We start from the raw sequence: 23,833 nt of genomic DNA on the forward strand, positions 1-23,833 counted from the left end.
ATAAGTCATTCACAACATGACTTCAATTGTTCTAATTTCCATTGGCACAAGGCCTCAACAAGACTATCCAATGTGGACTCTTCAGCCAGAACGGACACTTTCAGGCCAGCCTCCTCAGCCGTCTTGGCCGTGACCGGTCCGATGCAGGCAATTGCGGAGTCTTTCAAAGCCTCCGCCGGGTCCTCAATCCCCATCCGTTTAAGAATATCGAGCAGATTTCTTACTGTGGAAGAGCTGGTGAAGGTAACCGCGTGGATTTTACCTTTTTCAATCAGCTTAAGAAGCTCATCGTCGTCCTCACCAGTAGGGACGGTCTCATACAGAACAGCTTCCGTCACCTCAAGCCCCTTTGACTTCAAAAACTCAGGAAGCCATGCCCGGGCCAGATTGCCTCTCGGAAGAAGCACGGTCTGCCCGGACTTTAGAAGCTCATTGTACGCCTCGGCCAGCCCTTCCGCCTGAAAACGCTCAGGGAGAGTCTCGGCACGCAGTCCTCTGCGCCCTAGCTCCTCTTTAGTCGCCGGGCCCACAGCAACTATCCTTGCTTTATGAAGCGCCCGGATATCCAGACCCAGCCGGTCCAAATGCTCAAAGAAGTATTCGACCCCATTAACACTGGTAAAGAACACCCAGTCATACTTGTGAAGCTCGCTCAGAGCCTCTGAAACCGCCTGAAGAGCGGCCGGCTCCTTCGGAATCCGGGTCTCTATGACGGGGAACTCATAGGGTTCACCGCCAAGATCCTGGATCTGCTCAACCAGACGGCTCGCTTGAGCCCTGGATCTGGTGACAAGAACTCTGGTGCCGAACAGTGGCAAGGCTTCCGCCCACTTCAATTGGTCACGCTGGAGAACGACCTCACCAACCACAATGACCGCAGGGGGCTTGAAGCCGGACTCCAGCACCTTCTCTTCAATATCCGCCAACGTTCCGATTAAAGTAGCCTGCTCGGCCCTTGTTCCCCATCGGATCAAAGCAACAGGCGTATCAGGCGAACGTCCGTACTTGACCAGCTGGCGGCTGATATATCCGATCTTCGCCACACCCATCATAAAAATAAGCGTTCCCGTGGCGTTCGTTACTTTATCCCATTGGATTGAATGATCCAGCTTATCGGGACTTTCATGTCCGGTTATAATTGAAAGTGACGAAGCATAGTCCCGGTGTGTAACCGGAATACCCGCATAAGCGGGCACTGAAATAGCCGCGGTAATCCCAGGCACAATCTCATAAAAGATTCCGTTCTTTCTAAGCAGTTCAGCCTCTTCCCCAACCCGGCCAAAAATGGTGGGGTCTCCGCCCTTTAGCCGGGTTACGGTCTTCCCTTCCAAAGCCAGATCCACCAGAAGCTGATTGATGTCTTCCTGTTTCATCGTATGCCGGTCCGTACGTTTGCCAACGTATACCTTCTCGGCTCCCGGCTTCATAGACTTCAGCAGACTCGGATTAGCCAATCTGTCGTAGACGACAACATCGGCTTTTTGAATGCACGCAAGCCCTTTTACCGTGATCAGCCTGGCATCCCCAGGCCCGGCTCCAACCAAATATACTCTCCCCGCCATGCTTCTCTCATCCCCTAACGTCTGACAATATCTCTTCCGCTCCTCTGGATTTTAGCAGGTCGGCCACTTCTTCTCCCAGCCGGTCCGCATCTGTGCCATCTAGGCTTTCTTTAAGAATTACACTACCATCTGGTGAACCAACCAGTCCGGTGAGCCGGATTCTGTTTCCTCCAGCTTCAGGCTTCGCATCTTCCAATGAGGCAAATGCTCCTATGGGAATCTGGCATCCTCCGTTCAAAGCTCCAAGGAAGCTTCGTTCAGCAGCCACGGTTAGGGCAGTCTCTGGATCATTGTATAAGGAGAGGAGATGTCTGACTTCTTCATCGTCTTCCCGGCATTCAATCCCCAATGCCCCTTGTCCCACTGCAGGCAGACATACATCCACCGGCAGATACGAAGTGATTCTGTCCTCCCATCCCATCCGGTACAGTCCTGCCGCTGCTAATATAATCGCATCAAAACCTTCGGTTTCCAGCTTCTTCAGCCGGGAGTCGATGTTTCCTCTGATCGCCTCAATCTGAAGATCCGGGCGGTATGCCTTAAGCTGACTGGCCCGGCGCAGGCTGCTTGTTCCTACCTTGGCTCCTTGCGGCAGGTCGTCTAAGGTCTGACCGTGCTTTGAGATCAAGGCGTCCCTCGGATCTACACGCCTTGGCACCGCGCCGTTCATCAGCCCTTCCGGCAGTTCAGAAGGCATGTCCTTCATACTGTGAACGGCCAGATCAATCTCCTTGTCCAGCATCGCCTGTTCAATTTCTTTTACGAACAGTCCCTTACCTCCGACCTTGGAGAGGGTCACATCCAGGATCCGGTCCCCCTTGGTCACAATCTTGCGGATTTCGAATTGAAAAGGGAGGGTGTGCTGGGCACACAGCTCCTTAAGAGCCTCAATAACCTGGCCTGTCTGAGTCAGGGCGAGCTGGCTTTGTCTTGTTCCTACTACAATCGTGCGCATGGCATAAGCTCCTTATGTAACAAATTTATGTACCATAACTTCGGATCCAATCCTTGATTTGCTGCTCATTCCACATCTGGAAGCTTCCGCCGCGGATATCATCCAGTATGTCCAATTCAGCTGCGGCCCTAAGCAGCTCATGCCGTCTACGGGCACTGCCGACCTCCCGCTTCACAGTGTCTCTGATTCTGCTCAAGAAATCGATATACACCTCATACTCTCCGCCGTATCGGTCTCCAAGCTCCTTTGAAATACTAAGGGCTGCTGCCGGGCCAGCGCCTGATGTGCTTACAGCGATCAGGAGCCCGCCGCGCCGAACTACAGCAGGTGAGATAAAGGTACCTCCCTGTCCCGGTCCAGACACATTTACTGGTATATGAAGCTGCCGCGCCTCCTCGACCACCACTTCGTTGATAGCAGGGAGGTCTGTAGCGGCATACGCCAGATCAGCTCCGGACAGGTCTCCTGTGAGATACTCCCTCTTATGCCAAATCAAGCTGCCATTTTGGGCAGCTTGATGAAGCGGCTCGGTAACAGCCGGACTTATGAGTTTGATCGATGCTCCTACGCTGAGCATATATTCGGTTTTCCGCTGAGCCACAGGTCCACCGCCCACAACAACACAGAGAAGCCCTTTGGCCTTGAGCATGATCGGAATATAATGATCCATCTGTCACTCTACCTCCCTGTCCACTGATGAAAGGCCGACCAGGAATTCAGCAGGAAATTGGCAATCGTTACGACGTAACCGATGATCGCCCAATTCGCCATCACCTTTCCACTGTACCGCTGCATCCTTCTTCCGGCAAAATATACCGTATAGATGACCAATGCCACGAAAGTGAAGGCAACCTTCATATCTGCCAGCAGCTCCCACCGTTTCTCCGCAACGATAGCAGAGACACCCACAATCAGGGATACGGCCAATAGTGAGGTTCCCCAACGCATAGAAATGTTGATATATTTCTCAAGCGCCTCCAGGCTCGGAAGCCTTCTTACGGTATCGTTCCACTTCTTGCGCTTCAACTTGCGGTGAAGGAACAAATACATGATCGCAAATACAGCAGACAATGTAAGTGCCGCATAGCTCACAACAGCCAGGGCAATATGAAGGCTTATGAGTCCGTTAAAAGTCTGTGAATGGTGAATTGAATAGTCCACCGCCCTGTAACTTAACCGGTTTAGAACAGTCAGCACGAACCCAATCAGACTAATAAGCAGCACTGTGAACTCAGTTCTTTGCTTAAAAGTCAGCACAAATGCGGCCGTTACAAGGCTTAAACAGATCAAAAGCACATAGTTATAATTAGAAAGCAGGATATTGGCGCCATCCTGCCACAGACGTATGCTGATGCTTGCCAGCTGAAGAACAAACACACAAGCAAGAAGCCCTGCGCCCATTCGCTTTGCACTCCCGTTGCGGCGAATGCAATCCGAGAAATAAAACAGAAGGCTCAGGGCATATATATAAATTATCGCGTCATAGATCCCGCTTAGCAGCGCCAAGGCTGATCACCGCCTTAAATGGACACCTGCGCTATTGTGAGCGCTTTGTCCCGAATAGCTCCCTTGGAGGCACTAGACTGTTCCACAATGTCAGCATCCCGCAGGTTGGCTTCTTTGGCCTTAGCTTCTTCCAGCTGCTTTTCCAATGCAAAAATCTGAGTGAACATCTCTAAAGCCTGTTCACCGCGCTTCTCTCCAGCCATTTCCTTGATCCGGTTAATGGGATCATGCATCATTTGATTCACAATGCTCTTCGTGAGGCGGCGTATTACTGTGCGCTGATGTTCATCCAGCTCAGGGAGCTTGTTGAACATGCTCTGCATCGTATCTTCATAGATGGAAGACGATTTCTCCTGAAGAGCCCGGATAATCGGTTTCACTCCAAGTGTCTGCAGCCAATTCGCAAACACATCCATCTCATGGTCAATCATAGCTTCAATCTTAAGCGCCTCAGCACGTCTCATCTCCATATTGCTCTCCACGATTCCTTCCAGATCGTCAATATCATACAGGAATACGTTAGGGAGTTCGGAGATCGAAGGGTCAATATCCCTCGGCACCGCAATATCAATCATAAAGAGCGGACGGGATGGGCGCTTCTTCATGCTCTGGGACACTTGTGACGAGGTCAGCACGTAGCCTTCGGCCCCAGTGGAGCTGATAATAATATCCACGTCCTTAAGCTGGTCCATAGCTTCCTGCATCGTGCAAGGTGTTCCGTTGAACTTGCCGGCCAGTTCCTGTGCGCGGGCAAACGTCCGGTTAGCCACAAGAACCTGCTCGGCACCACTGGAATACAGGTGCTTAACTGTAAGCTCGCTCATCTTTCCGGCCCCGAGAATCAACACTTTCTTCCCATAAAAATCACCGAAAATCCGCTTGCCCAACTCTACAGCCGCGTAGCTTACTGAGACGGCGCTCTCCCCGATCGAAGTCTCAGAATGAGCGCGCTTGCTCAGGGTAATTACCTGCTTGAACAGCATGTTAAACCAGGTGCCTGTCGCTTTTTCACTTTGAGCCTGCAGGAAAGCCTGTTTAACCTGGCCCAGGATCTGTGTCTCTCCCAGGACCATGGAATCCAGTCCGCAGGCTACCCGGAACAAGTGCCGAATCGCCTGATCATCTTCGTACATATATAAATGCTGGGTGAACTCCTGACGGGAGACCCCAAACCATTGTTCAATAAAGCTGCGGATGAAGTACCCGCACATATGCAGCCGATCCACGACCACATAAATCTCCGTGCGGTTGCAGGTGGCGATAACAACACCTTCCAATACACTCTTGGTACGTTTCAACTCCGACAGCGCTGCCGGCATATCTTTGTCTGCGAATGTAAAGCGTTCCCTAACCTCCACAGGCGCCGTTCGATAGTTCAACCCGACTACGACGATGTGCATTGCAAGTCCTCCTGCCTTTATATGAATGAGTAAGTTTAGTATTTCTTACATTGTTAATTATATCACAGTCCATTTCGGCTGCTTTGAGATTTTTATGAATTGTTTATGAAGTTCTCATGTACGGCGATCCCATATAGTAAACAGAATAGACAATTACTAAAACAAATAACCATGGAAGAATCCATGGTTACTTCATTGTCCCGCATCACCTAAAGAATGCGAAGTACATGCAATGTAAATATTAGCGTAAAAGGTTCAGCTCCGGTTAGACCAGCTCAGCATGCTGCTGGAGCTCAGGAGTCTCGACTTTAAGCTCTCCGAGTCCGCGAATCAGCTTCTTGGCATAAGTCTTCTCCGGTTTCAAAATGGACACCAGGTAATCAATAGCGAGCTGTGGATCAACTGTTTCTCCACATGTGTAACAATCAACAGCTGCAAAACCTCTCTCAGGATAAGTATGAATCGAGAGATGGCTCTCTGACAGCATTACAAGGACCGTAGCTCCTTGTGGTTCGAACTGTTTGGCTTGCACCGACAATACGGTTGCACCGCACGCCTCGGCAGCTTCCACCAAGTGAGCCTGCAATAGCTCCGCGTTGTTCAGTACCTCAAAATCGACTCCCCAAGTATCAACAGCAACGTGTCTTCCGAAAGTTGAATATTCCACCTTCCGGTTCCCCCTTCCTAGGAATAAAATGTTTGAAAAATTTCATCCGCTAGGACCTACGTCATTCACTTCCCGAGGGAAAAATCTCTCGTAACATAATGTCCTGAGTGAATCCTGGTTCCTATATTCTTTTCAACGAGATTAAAAATAACATCTATTCAGGACAATTGCAATACTTTTTAGAACTTTATTCAAAAAAAAGACCGCCCATTTTTCAGGGCAGCCTTCCTTAAGCCTCTAATGCAAACAATCGTTGTGTATACAGACGAAGCTGGGTATCAATCTCGTTAATAGAAGGTTCGTCCTTAACCGAGATCCGCAGATCGAGCAGCTCATTGATGCCCCGTTGGATACGATGGATCTCCATCTCCACTTCATTAGAGCGGTACAATCGCTGCAGCTCCTCCACCGTATTCTTGTATTCAAATACAATCTTCGGTGTATCTCCATTATACTCGGTGATCTTGCGTACCCGGCCTTCTTCATAGTGATACATAACCACAAATCCATTATAGATGCGGTTGACGATTCCTGTCCCTTTATAGGCTGCGAACAACCGGCGCATAACATTGGTGATCGGGGGATTTACCAAGCGGAAAGACGCTTCACAGATATAATAACCATCCTTACGATCAAAAGGCAGATGCAGTTCCTCGCCCTGGTCATCTTCCAGGACCACTTCTTGTCCTCCCCCGTCAAGCACCTTAATCCGCTGTCTGACATGAGGATCGCCTATCCTGTGAACAAATTCGGCCATTTGAACTTCCGACAATCGCAAACTGGCTTTAATATACTCTGTGGCTAACCGCTGAGCCATAAAAATCTCCTCAATTCTTTTAATCCTTTGTAGTTAATTATACACTACACATTAAAACAATTGCGCGGTATTCCAATCATGATTTTTCAGCGTATTTTAGAAAAAAACGGAATTTGGCTAGTTAAGAAGCGACAATCCCTTAACATACTCACTTTCCTGCTGAAAGTTCTCCCGTTCCCTCTCGTTTTCACCGAATCCACGTTCATCCTACTCAAGGATGGCTGTCTCATCGTGCTCCTCTTCCGTCCTGATGTGGCGGCTAATCAGACCCCACAGCTCATCTTTGCCAATCCCCGCTTCAGACGAAAACATAATCAGCTCATCACCCGCCCGCATCACAAGCGCATCCTTAATAATTTTAATGTGCTTCTGCCAACGGCTCTTCGGAATTTTGTCCGCCTTGGTGGCCACAACCCCTACAGGAATATCGTAATGCTTCAGCCAATCGTACATTAGCTCGTCATCTTTGGATGGCGGATGCCTGAGATCAATGACAAGCAGGACGAGCTTCAGCGGCTCACGGTTGGTCAGGAATTCCTCAATCATTCTGCCCCAGACCTGACGCTGGACCTTCGATACCTTGGCATACCCATAACCTGGAAAATCCACAAAATATAAGGCATCATTAATCCGGTAGTAATTCAGGTGTTGGGTTTTGCCAGGGGTGGAGCTTGTCCGTGCCAGATTCTTCCGGTTGATCATCCGGTTGATCAGCGAGGACTTCCCCACATTGGAACGACCTGCCAGAGCAATCTCTGGCAAGCCGTCTTCAGGATATTGATCAGGCCTCACGGCACTGATGATAAATTCGGAACTTGTTACTTTCATTCGTGTTATTCCTCTCTAATGCACATCACTTTGTTCAATGAGTGCATGCTCCAAGACTTGATCCATATGGGAGACCGGTACGAACTCTACATCGCTCCGCACACTCTCCGGAATATCGGTCAGATCGCGCTCATTGTCTTTGGGCAGCAAAATTTTCTTGTAACCGGCACGGTGTGCCGCGAGCGATTTCTCTTTGAGTCCGCCAATAGGCAGCACTCTGCCGCGAAGGGTGATCTCGCCGGTCATCGCAACATCCTTGGATACATGGCGGTTCGTAAGGGCCGAGATCAGAGCCGTGGCAATCGTAATTCCGGCGGAAGGACCGTCCTTTGGAATGGCTCCTTCCGGAATATGGATGTGAATATCGTTCTTCTCATGAAAGTCGGACGGTATTCTAAGTTCCTTGGCCTTTGATCTGGTATAACTAAAGGCTGCCTGCGCGGATTCCTTCATGACATCCCCAAGTTTACCCGTTAAGGTCAGCTTGCCGGTTCCTGGGACAACAGTCACTTCGATGACCAGGGTCTCGCCGCCAACTTCGGTCCATGCCAAGCCGGTGACCGTACCAATCTGATCTTCAAGCTCAGCCATGCCATACCGGAATTTCGGAGCTCCGAGGTAGTCCTTGATGTCATCAGGCTCAATCACGATGGACTCAATCTCCTCAGAGACGATCCGTTTGGCTGCCTTACGGGCCAAAGCGGCTACCTGCTGCTCCAGATTCCGGACACCCGACTCCCTTGTATACTCCCGGATTGTCCGCAGGAGGGCATCTTCACCAACCGTCAGCTGCTCAGGCTTGAGGCCATGCTCTTTGCGCTGCTTCGGAAGAAGGTACCGGGTTGCAATCTGAAGCTTCTCAAGCTCGGTGTAACCCGGGATGTAGAGCATTTCCATACGATCCAGCAGTGGACGCGGAATGTTATGGACAGCGTTAGCTGTTGTCACAAACATAACGTTGGACAGATCAAAGGGAACCTCAATGAAATGGTCGCTGAACGTGTTGTTCTGTTCAGGATCAAGAACCTCCAGCAATGCTGCAGACGGGTCTCCACGGAAATCAGAAGCCATCTTGTCAATTTCGTCAAGCAGGAAGACCGGATTGAGTGTCCCTGCTGTCTTCATCCCTTGGATGATACGGCCCGGCATTGCCCCTACATACGTTCTGCGATGGCCGCGAATCTCAGCCTCATCCCGCACCCCTCCGAGGGAGATGCGCACGAATTCACGGCCGAGCGACCGGGAGATCGAGCGTGCCAGGGATGTTTTCCCCACACCCGGAGGTCCTACCAGGCACAGAATAGGCCCTTTCAGCTTCTTAACAAGCTTCTGCACAGCCAGGTATTCAAGAACCCGCTCCTTCGGCTTCTCCAGACCATAGTGATCCTCATCGAGCACCTGCTCGGCCTTTTGCAGATCAAGGTCATCCTCGGTTTCTTTGGTCCAAGGCAGGCTCAGCAGCCAATCCACATAGTTGCGGATCACGCCGCCTTCAGCGGAGCTTGCCGGCATTTTCTCAAGGCGGTCAATTTCCTTCTCGACCTTCTCCCGGACCTTCTCAGGCAGCAGCTTCTCCTCCAACTGGGCCCGAAGCTCCTCTACTTCGCCGGCCCGGCCTTCCTTCTCGCCAAGCTCCTTCTGGATCGCCTTCATCTGCTCACGCAAATAATACTCTTTCTGCGTCTTCTCCATCTGTTTCTTCACACGCTGGCTGATCTTCCGTTCCAGCTCAAGAACTTCCCGTTCATTATTCAAAATATCCAGCAGTTTCTCCAGACGCTTCTGAACATCCACCGTCTCCAGAATATCCTGTTTATCCTTGATCTTAAGGGACAAGTGGCTGGTGATGACATCCGCGAGCCGCCCGGGCTCATCGATATCCGAGACAGCTGCAAGCGTCTCCGGAGTAACCTTCTTGGACAGGTTAATATAATGTTCGAATTGGGTCAGAACTGTGCGCATTAATGCGTCAACTTCCGGATCGGAAGTCTCCTCTTCCGGCAGCTCTTTCGCCATGACCTCATAGTACTCTTCGGTATCCAGGTACTGAATGATTTCAGCCCGCTCCATCCCCTCGACCAACACACGGATCGTGCCGTTTGGAAGCTTCAGCATTTGGCGGACTTTCGCTACGGTACCGACTCTAAATATGTCTTCCTGGGTTGGCTCTTCAATGTTCACTTCAGATTGAGAACAGAGGAGAATTAAATTATCTTCAACCATCGCTTTTTCCAGTGCCTTTACGGACTTCTCTCGTCCGACGTCCAAATGCAGGACCATGCTGGGATAGACCAGCAGCCCTCGCAGCGGCAGCAAAGGAAACCGACGGCCTTTGCCCGATTTATGGGTTCCCATCGTTGTCGCACCTCCAATGGTTCTCAGCTTAAAATCTAACCTCTGCCTGATGTTATCCCTCAAAAGACTCAGAGTTATCAGGAGATATTATTCCTATTTTAGCAAATGTTACTTTAAAACACCAACGAAGAGCGGCTGCTCTGCAGCCGCTCTATTCATTGCCTGGGACTAGTTATGCGGGGAATCCGCCTGGAAGAAGGAAGCCGCCGGAGGGGAGAATACTTCCCCCGTGACAGTAAGGCCAAAGGTCCTTTCCGCTTCAAGCCCAAACACATGCTGGAATGCTTCCTTCAGCGTTTCTACAGGGATAACTTTGACACCTTCAAGACCCTCAAACAAGGACTGCCAATTCTCTTTGGGGATAAGCACCGTGGATGCCCCAGCTTGAAAAGCGGCCTCTACCTTAGCAACCACTCCACCGATTGGCTTCACTCTTCCGTGAATGCCGAGCTCTCCAGTCATCGCGATGCGGTTGTCCACAGCAACATGCCGGATCGCTGATGCGATAGCCGTTGCAATAGCTAGCCCAGCCGATGGCCCGTCGATTGGCGTGCCGCCCGGAAAGTTAATGTGCAGATCATAATGGGAAGGGTCAAGCCCAATGCTTTTGAGTACGGTGAGCACATTCTCGACGGAGCCCTTAGCCATGCTCTTCCGGCGCAGAGTCCGGTTCCCTCCCCCAATCTCCTCTTCATCCACAACGCCTGTAATGTTGCAGCTTCCCAAGCCATTCTCAACCGGAACAGCAGTAGCCTCGATCTCAAGCAGAGTCCCCATGTTAGGTCCGTAGACCGCGAGCCCATTTACGACACCCACCTGCGGGTGGGCATATATTTTGCGTTCAGGTCTCGGAACAAGCTGGCTGCTCGTCGCTACCCATTCCAAATCCGAAGCCGAAAGCTGATTGCGTTTCTCCGTCAAAGCCAGTCCTGCAGCCAGCTGAACCATATTCACAGCCTCACGGCCATTCGTAGCGAACTTTTTAATCACTTCAATAGCCTCCGGACAAGGCTCGAGCCCAATTCTCTTCACAGCATCCCCGGCAATCTGAGAAATTTCCTCCGGCAGCAGCGGACGGAAGAACACTTCCATACAGCGCGATCTGAGCGCAGGTGGCAGCTCCTGCGGTGAACGTGTGGTTGCCCCGACAAGCCGGAAGTCAGCCGGAAGACCATTTTGAAATATATCATGGATGTAAGCCGGCGTTCCGTTGTCCTCGGAGTTATAATATGCGCTTTCCAGGAATACTTTCCTGTCCTCGAGCACCTTAAGCAGCTTGTTAATTTGGACCGGGTGAAGCTCTCCTATTTCATCTATAAAAAGAATTCCGCCATGAGCCTTGGTCACCGCGCCGGGCTTGGGTTGAGGAATACCGGCAACCCCCATCGCGCCAGCCCCTTGATAAATCGGGTCATGCACCGATCCGATCAATGGATCTGCTATGCCCCGTTCATCAAATCGCGCTGTGGTTGCATCGATTTCCGTGAATTTGGCATCGGACCTGAAGGGGGATAGTGGATTCTTCTTCGCTTCTTCCATAACAACCCGGGCTGCGGCAGTCTTCCCAACGCCAGGCGGCCCATAAATAATGACATGCTGGGGATTGGCGCTGCAAAGAGCTGCTTTGAGTGCTTTGAGGCCATCTTTCTGACCGACAATGTCGCTCATGGTCGCAGGCCGGGCACGTTCCGCAAGAGGCTTTGTCAAGGATACCGCCCGCAGCTTGCGCAGCTTATCCATTTCCTTACGGGATTCGCGGTCCACTGCGCTGCGGTTCCCCTTCTGGCTGCGGAGCAGGTTCCAAAAATATATCCCGATAACTACAGCAAAAAACAACTGTACCGCCATAATAATGACACTCAAATCCATGTTGACCATACCTCCCATTTTGTGAACCTATTACATGGTAGTATAGCCTTTTTGCCCGAGGGTAAACGCCGCAGACCAGGTTTTTTCGGGAAGTGTGTATTTTGCCCTATGCATGAAAAAGCCGCAGCCGGATGCACATATCCGCTGCGGCATATTCCTATCTCAAGCTGTGCTCTTTGCGGCCCGGTATTTCACCGGTAGCTTCAAACACCTCGACAATATGATCGATTTCCTTCTTAAGCTCAGTCAGCAGTTCTGCTTCCGGGACTTTACGGATCATCTCTCCATACCGGAACAGCATGCCCTCACCTCGGGCACCGGCGATTCCAATATCGGCTTCCCGGGCTTCACCAGGACCATTCACGGCACAGCCGAGTACGGATACCTTGATTGGCACTTTGATCTTTGATATATATTCCTCCACCTCGTTAGCGATGGAGAATAGATCAATATCAAGCCGTCCGCAGGTCGGACAGGAGACCAAAGTCGCCGCATTGGAGATCAGGCCGAACGTCTTAAGCAGCTCACGCGCAACCTTAACTTCCTCAACCGGGTCCGCGCTGAGCGAGATACGAAGGGTGGAGCCAATGCCCATCGACAGCAGGGCACCGATACCTGCGGCACTTTTGACAGTACCCGAGAACAAAGTTCCCGCTTCGGTGATTCCAAGATGCAGCGGATACGGGATTACCTCTGCTGCTTTAGAGTATGCGGCAATAGCCATAGGAACGTCCGAAGCCTTAAGCGATACGATGATATCGTGGAAATCCAGTTCCTCGAGAATCCCGATATGATACAGTGCGCTTTCAACCATTGCTTCAGGTGTAGGATATCCGTATTTCTCCAGCAGGTGGTTCTCCAGCGAGCCCGCATTTACACCGATACGAATGGGAATGCCCCGTTCCTTACAAGCTTTCACAACAGCTTCTACCTTCTCACGGCGGCCAATATTCCCCGGATTGATACGAACTTTGTCAATCCCGTTCTCAATCGCCTGCAGCGCCAGCTTATAGTTGAAATGAATATCCGCTACGAGAGGAATATGAATTTGCTTCTTAATCTCTTTGATTGCAGCAGCAGCCTCTTCATTATTCACTGTTACACGGACGAGCTGACAGCCTGCTTCTTCAAGACGTAAAATTTCAGCTACTGTGGCCTTCACATCTGCAGTCTTCGTTGTGCACATACTTTGAATGAGCACTTCGTTGCTGCCGCCAATCGTCAGATTGCCTACCTTAACCGGCCGTGTATCTTGTCTCAAGAATGTCATTTTCAGGTCTCTCCCATAACGCCAAACTCCACCCGCAGTTGGCATCTATAAAGCCAAAACGGGTGGAGACTCAGCATATATTTAGTCGAGCACTTACAGCTTTGCTTTAGGCGCTCTCTTCTTGTTTATTGTTCTTTTGAACTTGAAGTTCAGGAATAACCTTCTCTTCAACCACTTTCTCTGTAATTACGCAGGTCGTAATATCATCGCGTGAAGGCACTTCATACATGACATCCAGCATAATTCCTTCGATAATGGCACGAAGACCACGGGCACCTGTATTACGCTTAATCGCCTCGCGGGCAATCGCTTCAAGCGCCTTCGGTTCGAACTCAAGCTTCACATTGTCAAGCTCAAGCAGCTTCTGGTACTGCTTCACCAAAGCATTCTTTGGCTCAGCAAGAATCCGCACAAGCGTCTTCTCGTCCAGCGGCTCCAAGGTAGAGATTACAGGAAGACGGCCTACAAATTCTGGAATCAAGCCGAACTTCAGCAGATCCTCTGGAAGAACCATACCGAGGTATTCGCCTGGCTTCAGGTCCTTTTGCCCGTCTGCCGCAGCATTAAAACCAATCACTTTCTTACCTACGCGGCGTTTGATCATTTGCTCCAGACCATCAAAGGCACCACCACAAATGAACAGGATATTTGTTGTATCGATTTGGATGAATTCCTGATGCGGGTGCTTACGTCCACCTTGTGGAGGAACAGAAGCTACCGTGCCTTCAAGAATTTTAAGAAGGGCTTGCTGAACCCCTTCACCAGATACATCACGTGTAATGGATGGGTTCTCGGATTTGCGGGCTACTTTATCAATTTCGTCGATATAAATAATTCCGCGCTCCGCCTTCTCCACATCATAATCTGCAGCTTGAATCAGCTTCAGTAGGATGTTCTCGACATCTTCCCCTACATATCCTGCTTCAGTCAAGGAAGTCGCATCCGCGATTGCAAAAGGAACGTTCAGAATCTTGGCCATAGTTTGAGCCAACAAAGTTTTACCTGAACCTGTAGGACCCAGAAGCAGAATGTTACTCTTCTGGAGCTCAACATCTTCAATTTTACTTTGGGTATTTACACGTTTGTAGTGGTTATATACGGCAACGGAGAGGGATTTCTTAGCTTGATCCTGACCGATAACATACTGGTCGAGGATGTCACGAATTTCACGAGGTTTCGGAATTTCCTTAAGATCCAGCTCCTCTTCATGACCGAGTTCTTCCTCTACAATCTCCGTGCAAAGCTCGATACATTCATCGCATATATAAACGCCTGGTCCGGCTACAAGTTTGCGTACTTGTTCTTGTGACTTACCACAAAAAGAACATTTGAGTTGTCCTTTTTCTTCGTTAAATTTGAACATATATGGTATACACCCCTTTAAGATTTAATGGGTTTGGTAATGACCTGGTCAATAATCCCGTATGCCTTGGCTTCCTCTGCGCTCATGAAGAAATCGCGGTCTGTATCCCGTTCAATCTTATCAAGGGTTTGACCGGTGCGTTCCAGATATATTTGATTAACCTTCTGTTTGGTCTTAATAATCCATTCCGCGTGAATCTTAATATCTGACGCTTGGCCCTGCACTCCACCAAGTGGTTGATGAATCATTACTTCACTGTTCGGCAGCGCAAAGCGCTTGCCTGGAGCCCCTGCCGTAAGGAGCAATGAGCCCATACTCGCCGCCATGCCCACACAGATCGTAGACACATCCGGCTTAATGTACTGCATTGTATCATATATACCCATACCCGCTGTAATAGAACCACCAGGAGAATTGATGTATAAATGGATGTCCTTCTCAGGATCTTCAGCAGCCAAAAACAAAAGCTGGGCAATCACAAGATTCGCAACCTCATCATCAATTGCATTACTGAGAAAGATAATACGATCTTTAAGAAGTCTCGAATAAATATCGTAAGATCGTTCTCCGCGACTCGTTTGCTCAATAACCATAGGTACGATACTCATACGACCAACCTCTTTTCTCCTACGCATTATCCATACAGATGGAAAGAAACACACTTTACCATTCTGTAAGTTACATTTTCTATTTTACCATGTTCAAGGGTCCCTGTCATTTTTCATGCAGGAGCTTTGCAATATGGAAGAATATGTATCCCCCTCATGTGAAAAATAAGGCACGCATTTTACAATACGTGCCTTAGTTTATTCTTCTAGCTAGTACCGTTTATTCAAATACTAGAACCGCTTATATGTCGGAGAGTAATTACTCTTCGGAAGCTTCTTCTTTCACTTCTTCTTTAGCTTTTTTCGATTCTTTTTTTGTTTCTTTCTTGGTGTCAGCAGCTGGCTTCAGCTGATCAGCCGGAACTTCCTTGCTGTTCTCAAGAAGGAATTGAATCGTTTTGCGAAGCAGAACCTCTTCACGCATGCTGCCCAAAGAACCGTTAGCCGCAAGAATGTCGCGAATTTCTTCAGGGGTACGTTTATAAGTTTCAGCCATTGTGTTCAATTCTTCATTCAACTCGTCCTCAGTAACCTCAATCTTCTCTTCTTTGGCGATTTGCTCAAGAACCAGATTGTTGCGAACACGTTTCTCCGCGTCACCTTCCATTTGTTCTTGCAGCTCAGTCAGAGATTGTCCAGAGAAGCTCAGGAACATTTCAAGGTTCATACCTTGAGTGCGGAGACGGTTGTCGAAATCGCGAACCATGTTCTGTACTTCGCCTTGAACCATGGATCTTGGAATTTCAACTTCCGCATTCTCTCCAACCTTGTCCACCAGGTAAGATTCACGAGCAGCTTCGTTCTCCTTAGCTTTGCGGTCAGCAAGCTGTTTCTTCAGATCTTCCTTGAACTCGTCAAGTGTATCGAATTCGCTGACATCTTTCGCGAACTCATCATCAAGCTCAGGAAGCTGCTTGCGCTTGATTTCGTGAACTTTCACTTTAAACACAGCTTCTTTACCCGCAAGCTCTTCTGCATGGTAAGTCTCAGGGAAAGTTACCACAACATCTTTGAAGTCGCCTGTTGCCAGACCAACCACTTGGTCTTCAAAGCCAGGAATGAAAGTGTTGCTGCCCAGCTCAAGAGAATAACGCTCGGACTTACCGCCTTCAAACGGAACGCCATCCACAGATCCGTCAAAGTCGATTACGACAGTATCGCCGTTCTGTGCAGCTTCTTCGTCGATAACAACAAGCTCAGCATGACGCTGCTGCAGACGCTCAAGCTCTTGGCTCAGTTCTTCTTCAGTCACTTCCACGCTTTCAGCGGCTACTTCGATGCCTTTGTAATCGCCAAGCTTAACTTCAGGCTTCACGGTTACTTTAGCTTTGAATTTGAAAGGTTGTCCCTTTCCGAATTGCTCAACATCCACTTCAGGACGGTCTACCGGAAAAATATCCGTTTGCTCAACAGCTTCAGTATATACTTCAGGGAGCAAAATATCGATCGCGTCTTGGTAGAGGCTTTCAACCCCGTAACGCGCTTCGAAAATCGGCCGTGGCACTTTACCTTTGCGGAATCCAGGTACGTTTGCTTTCTTTACTACTTTGTTAAAAGCTTTATCCAGTGCAGCAGATACACGATCCGCATCCACTTCGACCTCGAGAACGCCGAGGTTCTTCTCTATTTTTTCCCAAGTTGCTTTCATTTTATGCTTTCCCCTCCAAAATAAGTTCACATAAATTGAATCCTGATATGTATCCGGCTTCAATATGATTTATACATTGCTTTACTTCCTAACTCGAACAACCATTACATTATAAACAACAATACAGCTTTTTACAAGTGTTCCAAGGCTGGTCGTAACAGGAAAAACCGCCTCGTCCCCCTTCATCTGCCCTGAGCGGTGCCGACAAACTGTTTCATGGATCGGTATGCCTGCTCAAAACGGAGGCGGAGCGAGTCCGTAATTCCGTATGCGGCTCTAATATCCTGATCGCTGTTTCCATCAGGCAGGCTTTCAGAAATCGTTTGGTGAAGGGCCGCAGCCCAAATATCAGCCGTGCTGTCCTCTTCCTCCAGAATCGAATTGTAATCGCGGGTTCCATATACCCCCATTACAAATTGGAACCAGAACTCCTCGGCAAAGTAAAACAAGGTTGGATTATGAACCTGTGCCTGGTCGCCAAGCCGTTCTAAGATCCGGTGTACCTGCTGCGGGAAATCGGCTGATTTGAGTGGGACCGTGTCAATCTCGATATCCACCTGCTCCTGGCCACGGAAGAAAACAGCACTGCCCTGGCCCCCTCTGCGGCGAAGCGTCTGCAAAATATGAAACTGAATCAGCGGGTGGGTGCCGCGGCGGTCAAGCCAGCTGTGCAGCGCGCCGTCAATTTCCGGCATATCGATATAAGCAAGCTGTTCAAGAGCGAGGAGCGAGTGCTCGGATACAGGGCTCTCCATAGCGGCCTTCAGCAGCTTATGCCCGTAGTCCTTATCCATGGCAAGCTTGGCTTCGATATGCTGCCGGGCTAAGGTTTCCTCATCCTCTGGCTCAAGCTCGGGAGCCTTCCCTGCCACTGAAGCGGGAAAGGCGTCTCTCAGCCAACCGAGCAGTGCGCCCCACTCGTCATACTGCCGCTGCTCTTGGCCTTGACATTGAAGCAGGAACTCCAGCAGTTCACCTGCCTCACCATATCTCTCGGTTTCGAGCATTCGTGTTAATTCCATTTGATAAAAGTCGAGTGTCTTGGGAAACAGTACCACGTTATCCCTTCCGTCGGGTCCATGCGTGTTAATAAATGTCCCTCCTAACCTCCGTGCGTAATTATCCGTTGATTATAGCACAGTGAAGCGCAAGATGAAAAAATGGTGGCCTAAAAAAGCAATATTTTTTACTTGCTTAGTAACCCGGCATGTGATAAAATCATTTTTGCTTGAAATTTTTACATTGTGTCCCAGTAGCTCAGCTGGATAGAGCAACGGCCTTCTAAGCCGTCGGTCGGGGGTTCGAATCCCTCCTGGGACGTTAGCAAAAGCTCTCCTATTGGAGAGCTTTTTTGCGTCCCTTGGTAGAGGGATTGGAACCCCCGGAAGGGGGGCGTCGGAGCTAAGACCCTTAAGCCGATTGGCTAGGGGCTGCGCGGAGTCTCGAGCGCAGCGAGAGTATCCCTCCTGGGACGTTAGCAAAAGCTCTCCTATTGGAGAGCTTTTTTGCGTCCCTTAGCGAGGGATTGGAACCCCCGAAAGGGGGTTCGTCGAAGCTAAGACCCTTAAGCCGATTGGCTAGGGGCTGCGCGAAGTCTCGAGCGCAGCGAGAGTACCCCTCCTGGGACGTCAGCAAAAGCCCTCCACAAGGAGAGCCCTTTATCAGCTTATACCGTCTCAGTTAACAAATTGAGAAACTGGGCCGCGCGCGGGCTTCGCGGATTCTCCAGCACATCCTTGGGCGGGCCCTCCTCAATGATTCGGCCTTTATCCACCATGATCACCCAGTCAGCTACCTCTGCAGCGAACTTCATCTCATGCGTTACCACGATCATGGTCATTCCCCCGGCCGCAAGGCTCTTCATTACCCGCAGCACCTCGCCAACCAGCTCTGGATCAAGCGCCGAGGTCGGCTCATCAAACAGCAGGACCTCCGGGTCCATAGCCATGGCCCTGGCTATGCCCACCCGCTGCTGCTGCCCTCCTGACAGCTGATGAGGATAGGAATCCGCCTTATCCCCAAGCCCCACTTTAGCCAGCATCTCCAGCGCATATGCCCGGGCTTCAGATTTGCTTTTCCCCTTAACCGTGACCTGAGCTTCCATTACATTTTCGAGAGCAGTCATATGAGGGAACAGGTTGTAAGACTGAAACACCATACCGCTCTGCCCGCGCAGCTTGAGGATCTGATCCCGCTTCAGCTTGCTTCCTCCCTTGAACTCCAAGGTCACTCCGCCGATGCGCAGGAAGCCTTCGTCCGGCTGCTCCAGCAGATTAAAACAGCGCAAAAGCGTAGTTTTGCCTGATCCTGAAGGGCCGATAATAACCAGCACCTTCCCCTTCTTCAGCTTCAGGTCAATCCCTTTAAGCACCTCCAAGGAGCCGAACGATTTGTGCAAATTGCGGACCTCGATCATCGTTCCACCTCCTTACCTTGCTGAGAAACGGTCAAGCCGCTTCTCCAAATAATTTTGCAGACTGGACAGTATAGTGCTTAAAGCCAAATAGAAAAGACCCGCCTCACAATAAAGCAGCAAAGGCTCAAAGGTGGTGGCCACAATCTGCTGAGCGGTTCTGAACATCTCCACATACGTAATGCTCGCAGCCAAGGAGGTGTCCTTGACCAAGCTGATGAACGAGTTGGCCAGCGGAGGCACGGAAACCCTGGCCGCTTGGGGCAGCACAATTCTTCTCAGAGCCTGAAGCCGCGTCATGCCAAGTGAATAGGCTGCTTCCCATTGCCCCTTATGAATGGAAAGAATGGCCGCTCTTACAATTTCCGACCCATAAGCCCCTACACTGAGCGAGAACCCGATCACTGCAGCATAAAAGGGGTCCAGAGTAACACCTATCGACGGCAGCCCAAAAAAGATAATAAATAACTGCACCAAAAGCGGGGTCCCCCGGATAATCCATACATAGAATCTTGCGATCAGATTGAGGATCTTCCACTGAGACAACCTCGCGAGTGCGGTCAATATGGCAAGCAGCAGACCGATAGCAAAGGAGATCAGGGTCAGGGGAACGGTAAAAGCCACCGCTGACTTCAGCAGCGGCAGCAGGGAATCTATAAATATTTGCAGTTTGCGGTCATCCATAAGGCAGACATCCAATCTGTTAGTTCAACTGTTTATTTTGAAACATCTTCTCCAAAATATTTTTGGGATATCTTCAGGTAAGTGCCGTCACTCTTCATATCCGCCAACGCTTTGTTAACTGCAGCGACGAGATCGTCTGCACCTTTGCTGAACAAGCCCGCGCTTTGCGAAGCATTGCTTGAGGTATCCACAACCTTGATCGGAACATCCGGCTTCTGCTTCTTAAAATCAAGATAAGACAACTGGTCGTTCACGGTTGCGTCAATCCGTTTGGAGGTCAGCAAATCGATTGCCTGGTTGAAGCCTTCGACAGCTACAATCTCAGCTCCATTATCTTTGGCAATCTGGGTGAGGTTGCTTGTAAGGGATTGTCCTGATTTCTTGCCTTTTAGATCGGCAAACTTCTTGATATCCGTATTATCTTTTCCGACAATCAGTACAGCTTTAGACACGATGTAAGGGTCTGTAAAAAGGTACTTCTGTTTACGCTCGTCCGTAATGGACACTTCATTAAACACTGTGTCAAAACGCTTGGCATCCAAACCAGCGATCAGACTGTCCCACTGGGTCTCCACAAATTGCGGCTGAACCCCGAGCCGTTTACTTACTTCCTCAGCAATCTCTACGTCAAATCCGGTCAATTTGCCGCTTGGATCGTGGAATGTGAATGGCGCATAGGTGCCTTCTGTTCCGATTCTAAGCTTTCCGCTGGCTTTTACAGCTTCTAAGGTGGTCTGCGTTTTTGTCCCTGTTGATGTATTCCCTTGCCCTGGAGCTGCCGAATTGTTTTTGTTGTTATTGCCGCAGGCAGCGGCCACCATGGACACGAAAAGCACCATGATCAGCAGGCTTAATTTTCTCTTTGTCATAAGATAACCCCTATCCTAATTGTTGTACTTCCACAAAAGCGTCCTTGGTTGTGTTCTTGATGGTCCATTGAATGGATACGATTAATCCATGCATTTCACCCACGATTCCTATTAAATTTCTTTAAGCGCCTCTGGATTTATGTGGTAAAATGGACTGCGTCAGGGGACTACTTTATCTTCTGTAACTCCCCAAGAAAACATTCCTCTGAAGCTGAAAACATACCTGTTCGTATTCGAGTTGAGTTAAGCGTTTGACGGCTGTACAATGTTATTTAGCAGGTATCCAACAATTGGAGGAGGAGAACCATGTCAATTTATGATTTCAAAGTTACTACCATAGACGGCACAGAAACTACCCTAAGCGAATATAAGGGCAAAACGTTGCTGATCGTTAACACAGCCAGCGGCTGCGGGCTGACCCCGCATTATAAGGGGCTGCAGTATTTATACGAAACATACAAGGATCAAGGCCTTGTGGTGTTAGGCTTCCCATCCAACCAGTTCGCAGGCCAGGAGCCTGGGACCAATGAAGAGATCAAGCAATTCTGTGAGCTGAATTATCAGGTCACCTTCCCTCTTTTCGCCAAAATAGATGTGAAGGGTGAGCATGCCCATCCACTGTTCGTACATTTGGTTGAGAACACCCCGGCCCCTTACCATACCGGAGATATTGAGTGGAACTTCGTTAAATTCCTGGTGAACCGTGATGGAGAAGTGGTTAAACAGTTCAGCGCACGCACCGAACCGGAGGCCATTGAAGCTGATATCAAGAAAGTCCTGGCTATATAAAATGAATTTATGAACGTTTCCTTATGGGGCGCTGCGATGCCGAGTGTTCTTACGACCGCTGTTGTCCCCGAAATGCTTGAACTAGATATCCAAGTAGGGGCATTTCGGAGACAAAGGCGGACGCTACGCTTCTTCAGAATCACTCGGGATCGAAGCTCAGAAAGGTTAATTTCTAAGGTTCGTTTTATATAGTTAGAATCGGACTGGCTGGTTATCTGGTAACAAGCGCAAAAAACCAACCTCTTAAGCCTCTTGGCTCATAAGGTTGGTTTTTAGCTTTTCCATTAAATTTCCAAGTACTGCCTACCGCTTCATCTTCCGGTTATTAAACCAGAGCGGCACACGGAACAACAAGTTAATAAATAACACCACGAAGACCAGCACAGCGGCGGATTTATCCGCGATTTGTCTAGCATCCTCCACGATCGCTTCAGATTGCACGTACCACAGATGAACGGCAAGCGTCTCACCCGGCGAGAACAGGTTGAAATCCCACATTTCCCCGGAGGTGCTCAGCCCCGCTGTCAAAATAATAACGGCAGACTCCCCGAATGCGCGGCCTGCTACCAAGCAAATACCGGTGATGATCGCATGCAGGGACACAGGCAGTACCACCGTGCGGATCGTCTGGAACTTGGTTGTTCCAAGCGCATAAGAAGCGTTGCGAAGATCGGAAGGAACGGCTCTTACCGCTTCCTCCGTTACCCGGGCCAAGGTAGGAAGATTCAAGAATGCCAAGCTGACAGAAGCCCCGAGAATTGTCAGACCAATATCGAAGTACTCTGCAAAAATAGCTAAGCCCAGCATTCCGAAAACGATGGACGGTACGGAGGACAAAGTCTCCACACACATCCGCAGCGCTTCCGTGAATTTATTCTTGGGGGCGTACTCGGCCATATAAATCCCTGAGCCTACGCCAATCGGAATTGATATGATCAGAGACAGGATCAAGATGTAGAACGAGTTGAACAGGACCGGCCCGATCCCTCCGCCCACATCAATCTCTTCTGGCAGCTTGGTCAGAAATTCCAGATTAATGCCCGGCAGCCCTTTGCTGAGAATCGTATACAGCAGCCAGAAAATAAACAGAAGAATACATGCGCCAAGCGCATAGAAGAGGCCGGTAGCCGCTTTATCCCATACCAGCGCCCGTTTATTCTTGCGTGTAGGTGTGAAACTGCTCATGCGGCCTCGTCTCCTCTCTTCTTGCTGATTAAGCGGATAATTAAGATCAAACCAAACGAAATAACCAGCAGAAGGAAGGCCATCATGTGAAGGGCATAGTTCCAGGTCGAATCAAATTCGACGTTGGAAATCTGCATCACAATATTACTCGTTAACACCGAAGCTGGGGTGAAGAGCGATTTAGCCAGCTGCGCAGTATTCCCAATAACCATGACTACGGCCATGGTCTCACCGATCGCCCGGGTCATGCCCAGAATAATCGCCGCGGCAATCCCCCGGCCTGCGGCCGGAAGAACAACCCTCATGATCACCTGAAGCCGGGTGGAACCTAGAGCATAGGCTGCTTCACGGTATTTTTTGGGCACAGCACTGATGGCATCGTCACTGATCCGGCTTACTGTCGGCAGAATCATAATCGTCAATACCAGTGAAGCAGCTAGCAACCCGTCCCCAAGGTTTTCTCCGCTTACACTGCGTATGATTGGAATCAGAACCGTGAGTCCCAAATAGCCGTAAACAATAGACGGAATTCCGACCAGCAGGTCGAGAATTGGGCGTATGAACGATTTCAGCCATTTAGGCGCTATTTCGGCAATCAGGATCGCCATGCCAATGGATAGCGGAACAGCAAACAGCAGCGTGAGTGCAGTCAACGAAAATGTATTTACGATAAAAGAGGCTGCGCCAAATTTCCCTTCTTCCGGGGTCCAGTCAAATGACAGGAAGAACTGTGACAGGGAAATATCGTTAAAGGTCAGAAATGCGGTTTTGCCGATAAAGAAAATGACCAGGGCCAGCACAAAGCAAAGCGCAAGGATGCTGAATAAAAAATAATATTTAAATAGTCCATTGGTTATCCGGACTCTGGTGCCACGGCTCCGCTTCCATCTGGATGGATGGGCAGGCTGCTTCTTCATGGCCCCCTGTTGCGCCGGTAAATCGTGAACTGGCGTACTCATCGTGTTCTGGTTCCTCCCATACAGCAACCAGCCCCATTGCGGGGCTGGCCGGTTAGCATTTACAAATAAAATGTTATAACTTCAAA

At 49.6% G+C, this 23,833-nt stretch carries 21 protein-coding genes and 1 tRNA gene; 2 read left to right on the forward strand and 20 right to left on the reverse strand.

The annotated features are described in order from the left end of the window. Positions 1–5: 5 nt before the first annotated feature. The 15 genes from cobA to KJS63_RS13610 form a co-directional block, all read right to left on the reverse strand. Entirely contained in the window at positions 6–1,562 is a 1,557-nt protein-coding gene (cobA, locus tag KJS63_RS13540; protein WP_213619633.1) for a uroporphyrinogen-III C-methyltransferase, read from the reverse strand. Between the two features lie 7 nt (positions 1,563–1,569). Continuing rightward, positions 1,570–2,517 (reverse strand): hydroxymethylbilane synthase, encoded by a 948-nt coding sequence (hemC, locus tag KJS63_RS13545; protein ID WP_213619634.1) that lies wholly within the window; start codon positions 2,515–2,517, stop codon positions 1,570–1,572. Positions 2,518–2,542: 25 nt separating this feature from the next. Then, positions 2,543–3,187, reverse strand: a complete 645-nt coding sequence (locus tag KJS63_RS13550) for a precorrin-2 dehydrogenase/sirohydrochlorin ferrochelatase family protein (protein WP_213619635.1) — start codon at positions 3,185–3,187, stop codon at positions 2,543–2,545. A gap of 8 nt (positions 3,188–3,195) precedes the next feature. After that, positions 3,196–3,918, reverse strand: a complete 723-nt coding sequence (ccsA, locus tag KJS63_RS13555) for a cytochrome c biogenesis protein CcsA (RefSeq protein ID WP_244862603.1) — start codon at positions 3,916–3,918, stop codon at positions 3,196–3,198. Between the two features lie 119 nt (positions 3,919–4,037). Beyond that, positions 4,038–5,423, reverse strand: coding sequence for a glutamyl-tRNA reductase (gene hemA / locus KJS63_RS13560; protein ID WP_213619636.1), 1,386 nt, complete (start codon positions 5,421–5,423; stop codon positions 4,038–4,040). A gap of 265 nt (positions 5,424–5,688) precedes the next feature. Beyond that, complete coding sequence (speD, locus tag KJS63_RS13565; protein ID WP_213619637.1) at positions 5,689–6,090, reverse strand: adenosylmethionine decarboxylase; 402 nt, start codon at positions 6,088–6,090, stop codon at positions 5,689–5,691. 229 nt (positions 6,091–6,319) lie between these two features. Beyond that, a complete protein-coding gene (locus tag KJS63_RS13570) occupies positions 6,320–6,907 on the reverse strand; it encodes a non-ribosomal peptide synthetase module (protein WP_068615721.1) in 588 nt (195 codons plus the stop codon). Between the two features lie 207 nt (positions 6,908–7,114). Then, positions 7,115–7,735 (reverse strand): ribosome biogenesis GTP-binding protein YihA/YsxC, encoded by a 621-nt coding sequence (yihA, locus tag KJS63_RS13575; protein ID WP_213619638.1) that lies wholly within the window; start codon positions 7,733–7,735, stop codon positions 7,115–7,117. A gap of 15 nt (positions 7,736–7,750) precedes the next feature. Beyond that, complete coding sequence (lon, locus tag KJS63_RS13580; protein ID WP_213619639.1) at positions 7,751–10,090, reverse strand: endopeptidase La; 2,340 nt, start codon at positions 10,088–10,090, stop codon at positions 7,751–7,753. Between the two features lie 168 nt (positions 10,091–10,258). Continuing rightward, positions 10,259–11,959 carry an ATP-dependent protease LonB gene (lonB, locus tag KJS63_RS13585; protein WP_213619640.1) on the reverse strand — a complete coding sequence of 567 codons (1,701 nt, stop codon included), beginning with the start codon at positions 11,957–11,959 and terminating at the stop codon, positions 10,259–10,261. A 157-nt stretch (positions 11,960–12,116) separates the two neighbouring features. Beyond that, on the reverse strand, positions 12,117–13,229 hold the full coding sequence (ispG, locus tag KJS63_RS13590; RefSeq protein ID WP_213619641.1) for a flavodoxin-dependent (E)-4-hydroxy-3-methylbut-2-enyl-diphosphate synthase: 1,113 nt from the start codon (positions 13,227–13,229) through the stop codon (positions 12,117–12,119). A 106-nt stretch (positions 13,230–13,335) separates the two neighbouring features. Continuing rightward, complete coding sequence (gene clpX, locus KJS63_RS13595; protein WP_068615711.1) at positions 13,336–14,592, reverse strand: ATP-dependent protease ATP-binding subunit ClpX; 1,257 nt, start codon at positions 14,590–14,592, stop codon at positions 13,336–13,338. 17 nt (positions 14,593–14,609) lie between these two features. Next, complete coding sequence (gene clpP / locus KJS63_RS13600) at positions 14,610–15,200, reverse strand: ATP-dependent Clp endopeptidase proteolytic subunit ClpP (RefSeq protein WP_068615707.1); 591 nt, start codon at positions 15,198–15,200, stop codon at positions 14,610–14,612. Positions 15,201–15,459: 259 nt separating this feature from the next. Next, complete coding sequence (tig, locus tag KJS63_RS13605; RefSeq protein ID WP_213619642.1) at positions 15,460–16,848, reverse strand: trigger factor; 1,389 nt, start codon at positions 16,846–16,848, stop codon at positions 15,460–15,462. A gap of 182 nt (positions 16,849–17,030) precedes the next feature. Next, the gene (locus tag KJS63_RS13610) at positions 17,031–17,855 is read right to left on the reverse strand and encodes a hypothetical protein (RefSeq protein WP_235847590.1); all 825 of its coding nucleotides are present in this window, start codon (positions 17,853–17,855) and stop codon (positions 17,031–17,033) included. Between the two features lie 239 nt (positions 17,856–18,094). Between KJS63_RS13610 and KJS63_RS13615 the strand changes: the two genes are divergently transcribed. Further along, a tRNA-Arg gene (locus KJS63_RS13615) sits at positions 18,095–18,168 on the forward strand. Positions 18,169–18,514: 346 nt separating this feature from the next. Here KJS63_RS13615 and KJS63_RS13620 read toward each other — a convergent pair. The 3 genes from KJS63_RS13620 to KJS63_RS13630 are packed head-to-tail and all read right to left on the reverse strand — an operon-like array spanning position 18,515 to position 20,814. Further along, positions 18,515–19,264, reverse strand: a complete 750-nt coding sequence (locus KJS63_RS13620) for an amino acid ABC transporter ATP-binding protein (protein ID WP_213619643.1) — start codon at positions 19,262–19,264, stop codon at positions 18,515–18,517. Positions 19,265–19,276: 12 nt separating this feature from the next. Then, on the reverse strand, positions 19,277–19,945 hold the full coding sequence (locus KJS63_RS13625; protein ID WP_068615698.1) for an amino acid ABC transporter permease: 669 nt from the start codon (positions 19,943–19,945) through the stop codon (positions 19,277–19,279). 32 nt (positions 19,946–19,977) lie between these two features. Next, positions 19,978–20,814 (reverse strand): amino acid ABC transporter substrate-binding protein, encoded by an 837-nt coding sequence (locus KJS63_RS13630; protein ID WP_213619644.1) that lies wholly within the window; start codon positions 20,812–20,814, stop codon positions 19,978–19,980. 306 nt (positions 20,815–21,120) lie between these two features. On the opposite strand from KJS63_RS13630, the gene KJS63_RS13635 reads away from it, so the two are divergent. Continuing rightward, positions 21,121–21,603: a glutathione peroxidase gene (locus KJS63_RS13635; protein WP_213619645.1), complete on the forward strand. Its 483-nt coding sequence runs from the start codon at positions 21,121–21,123 to the stop codon at positions 21,601–21,603. Positions 21,604–21,906: 303 nt separating this feature from the next. On the opposite strand, the gene pstA is transcribed toward KJS63_RS13635, so the two are convergent. Continuing rightward, a complete protein-coding gene (gene pstA, locus KJS63_RS13640) occupies positions 21,907–22,788 on the reverse strand; it encodes a phosphate ABC transporter permease PstA (protein WP_068615695.1) in 882 nt (293 codons plus the stop codon). Then, entirely contained in the window at positions 22,785–23,747 is a 963-nt protein-coding gene (gene pstC, locus KJS63_RS13645; RefSeq protein WP_213619646.1) for a phosphate ABC transporter permease subunit PstC, read from the reverse strand. The genes pstA and pstC overlap by 4 nt, the downstream gene beginning before the upstream one ends. Positions 23,748–23,833: the final 86 nt, after the last annotated feature.

It is taken from the genome of Paenibacillus sp. J22TS3, assembly GCF_018403205.1.
Lineage (GTDB): Bacteria > Bacillota > Bacilli > Paenibacillales > Paenibacillaceae > Fontibacillus > Fontibacillus tuaregi.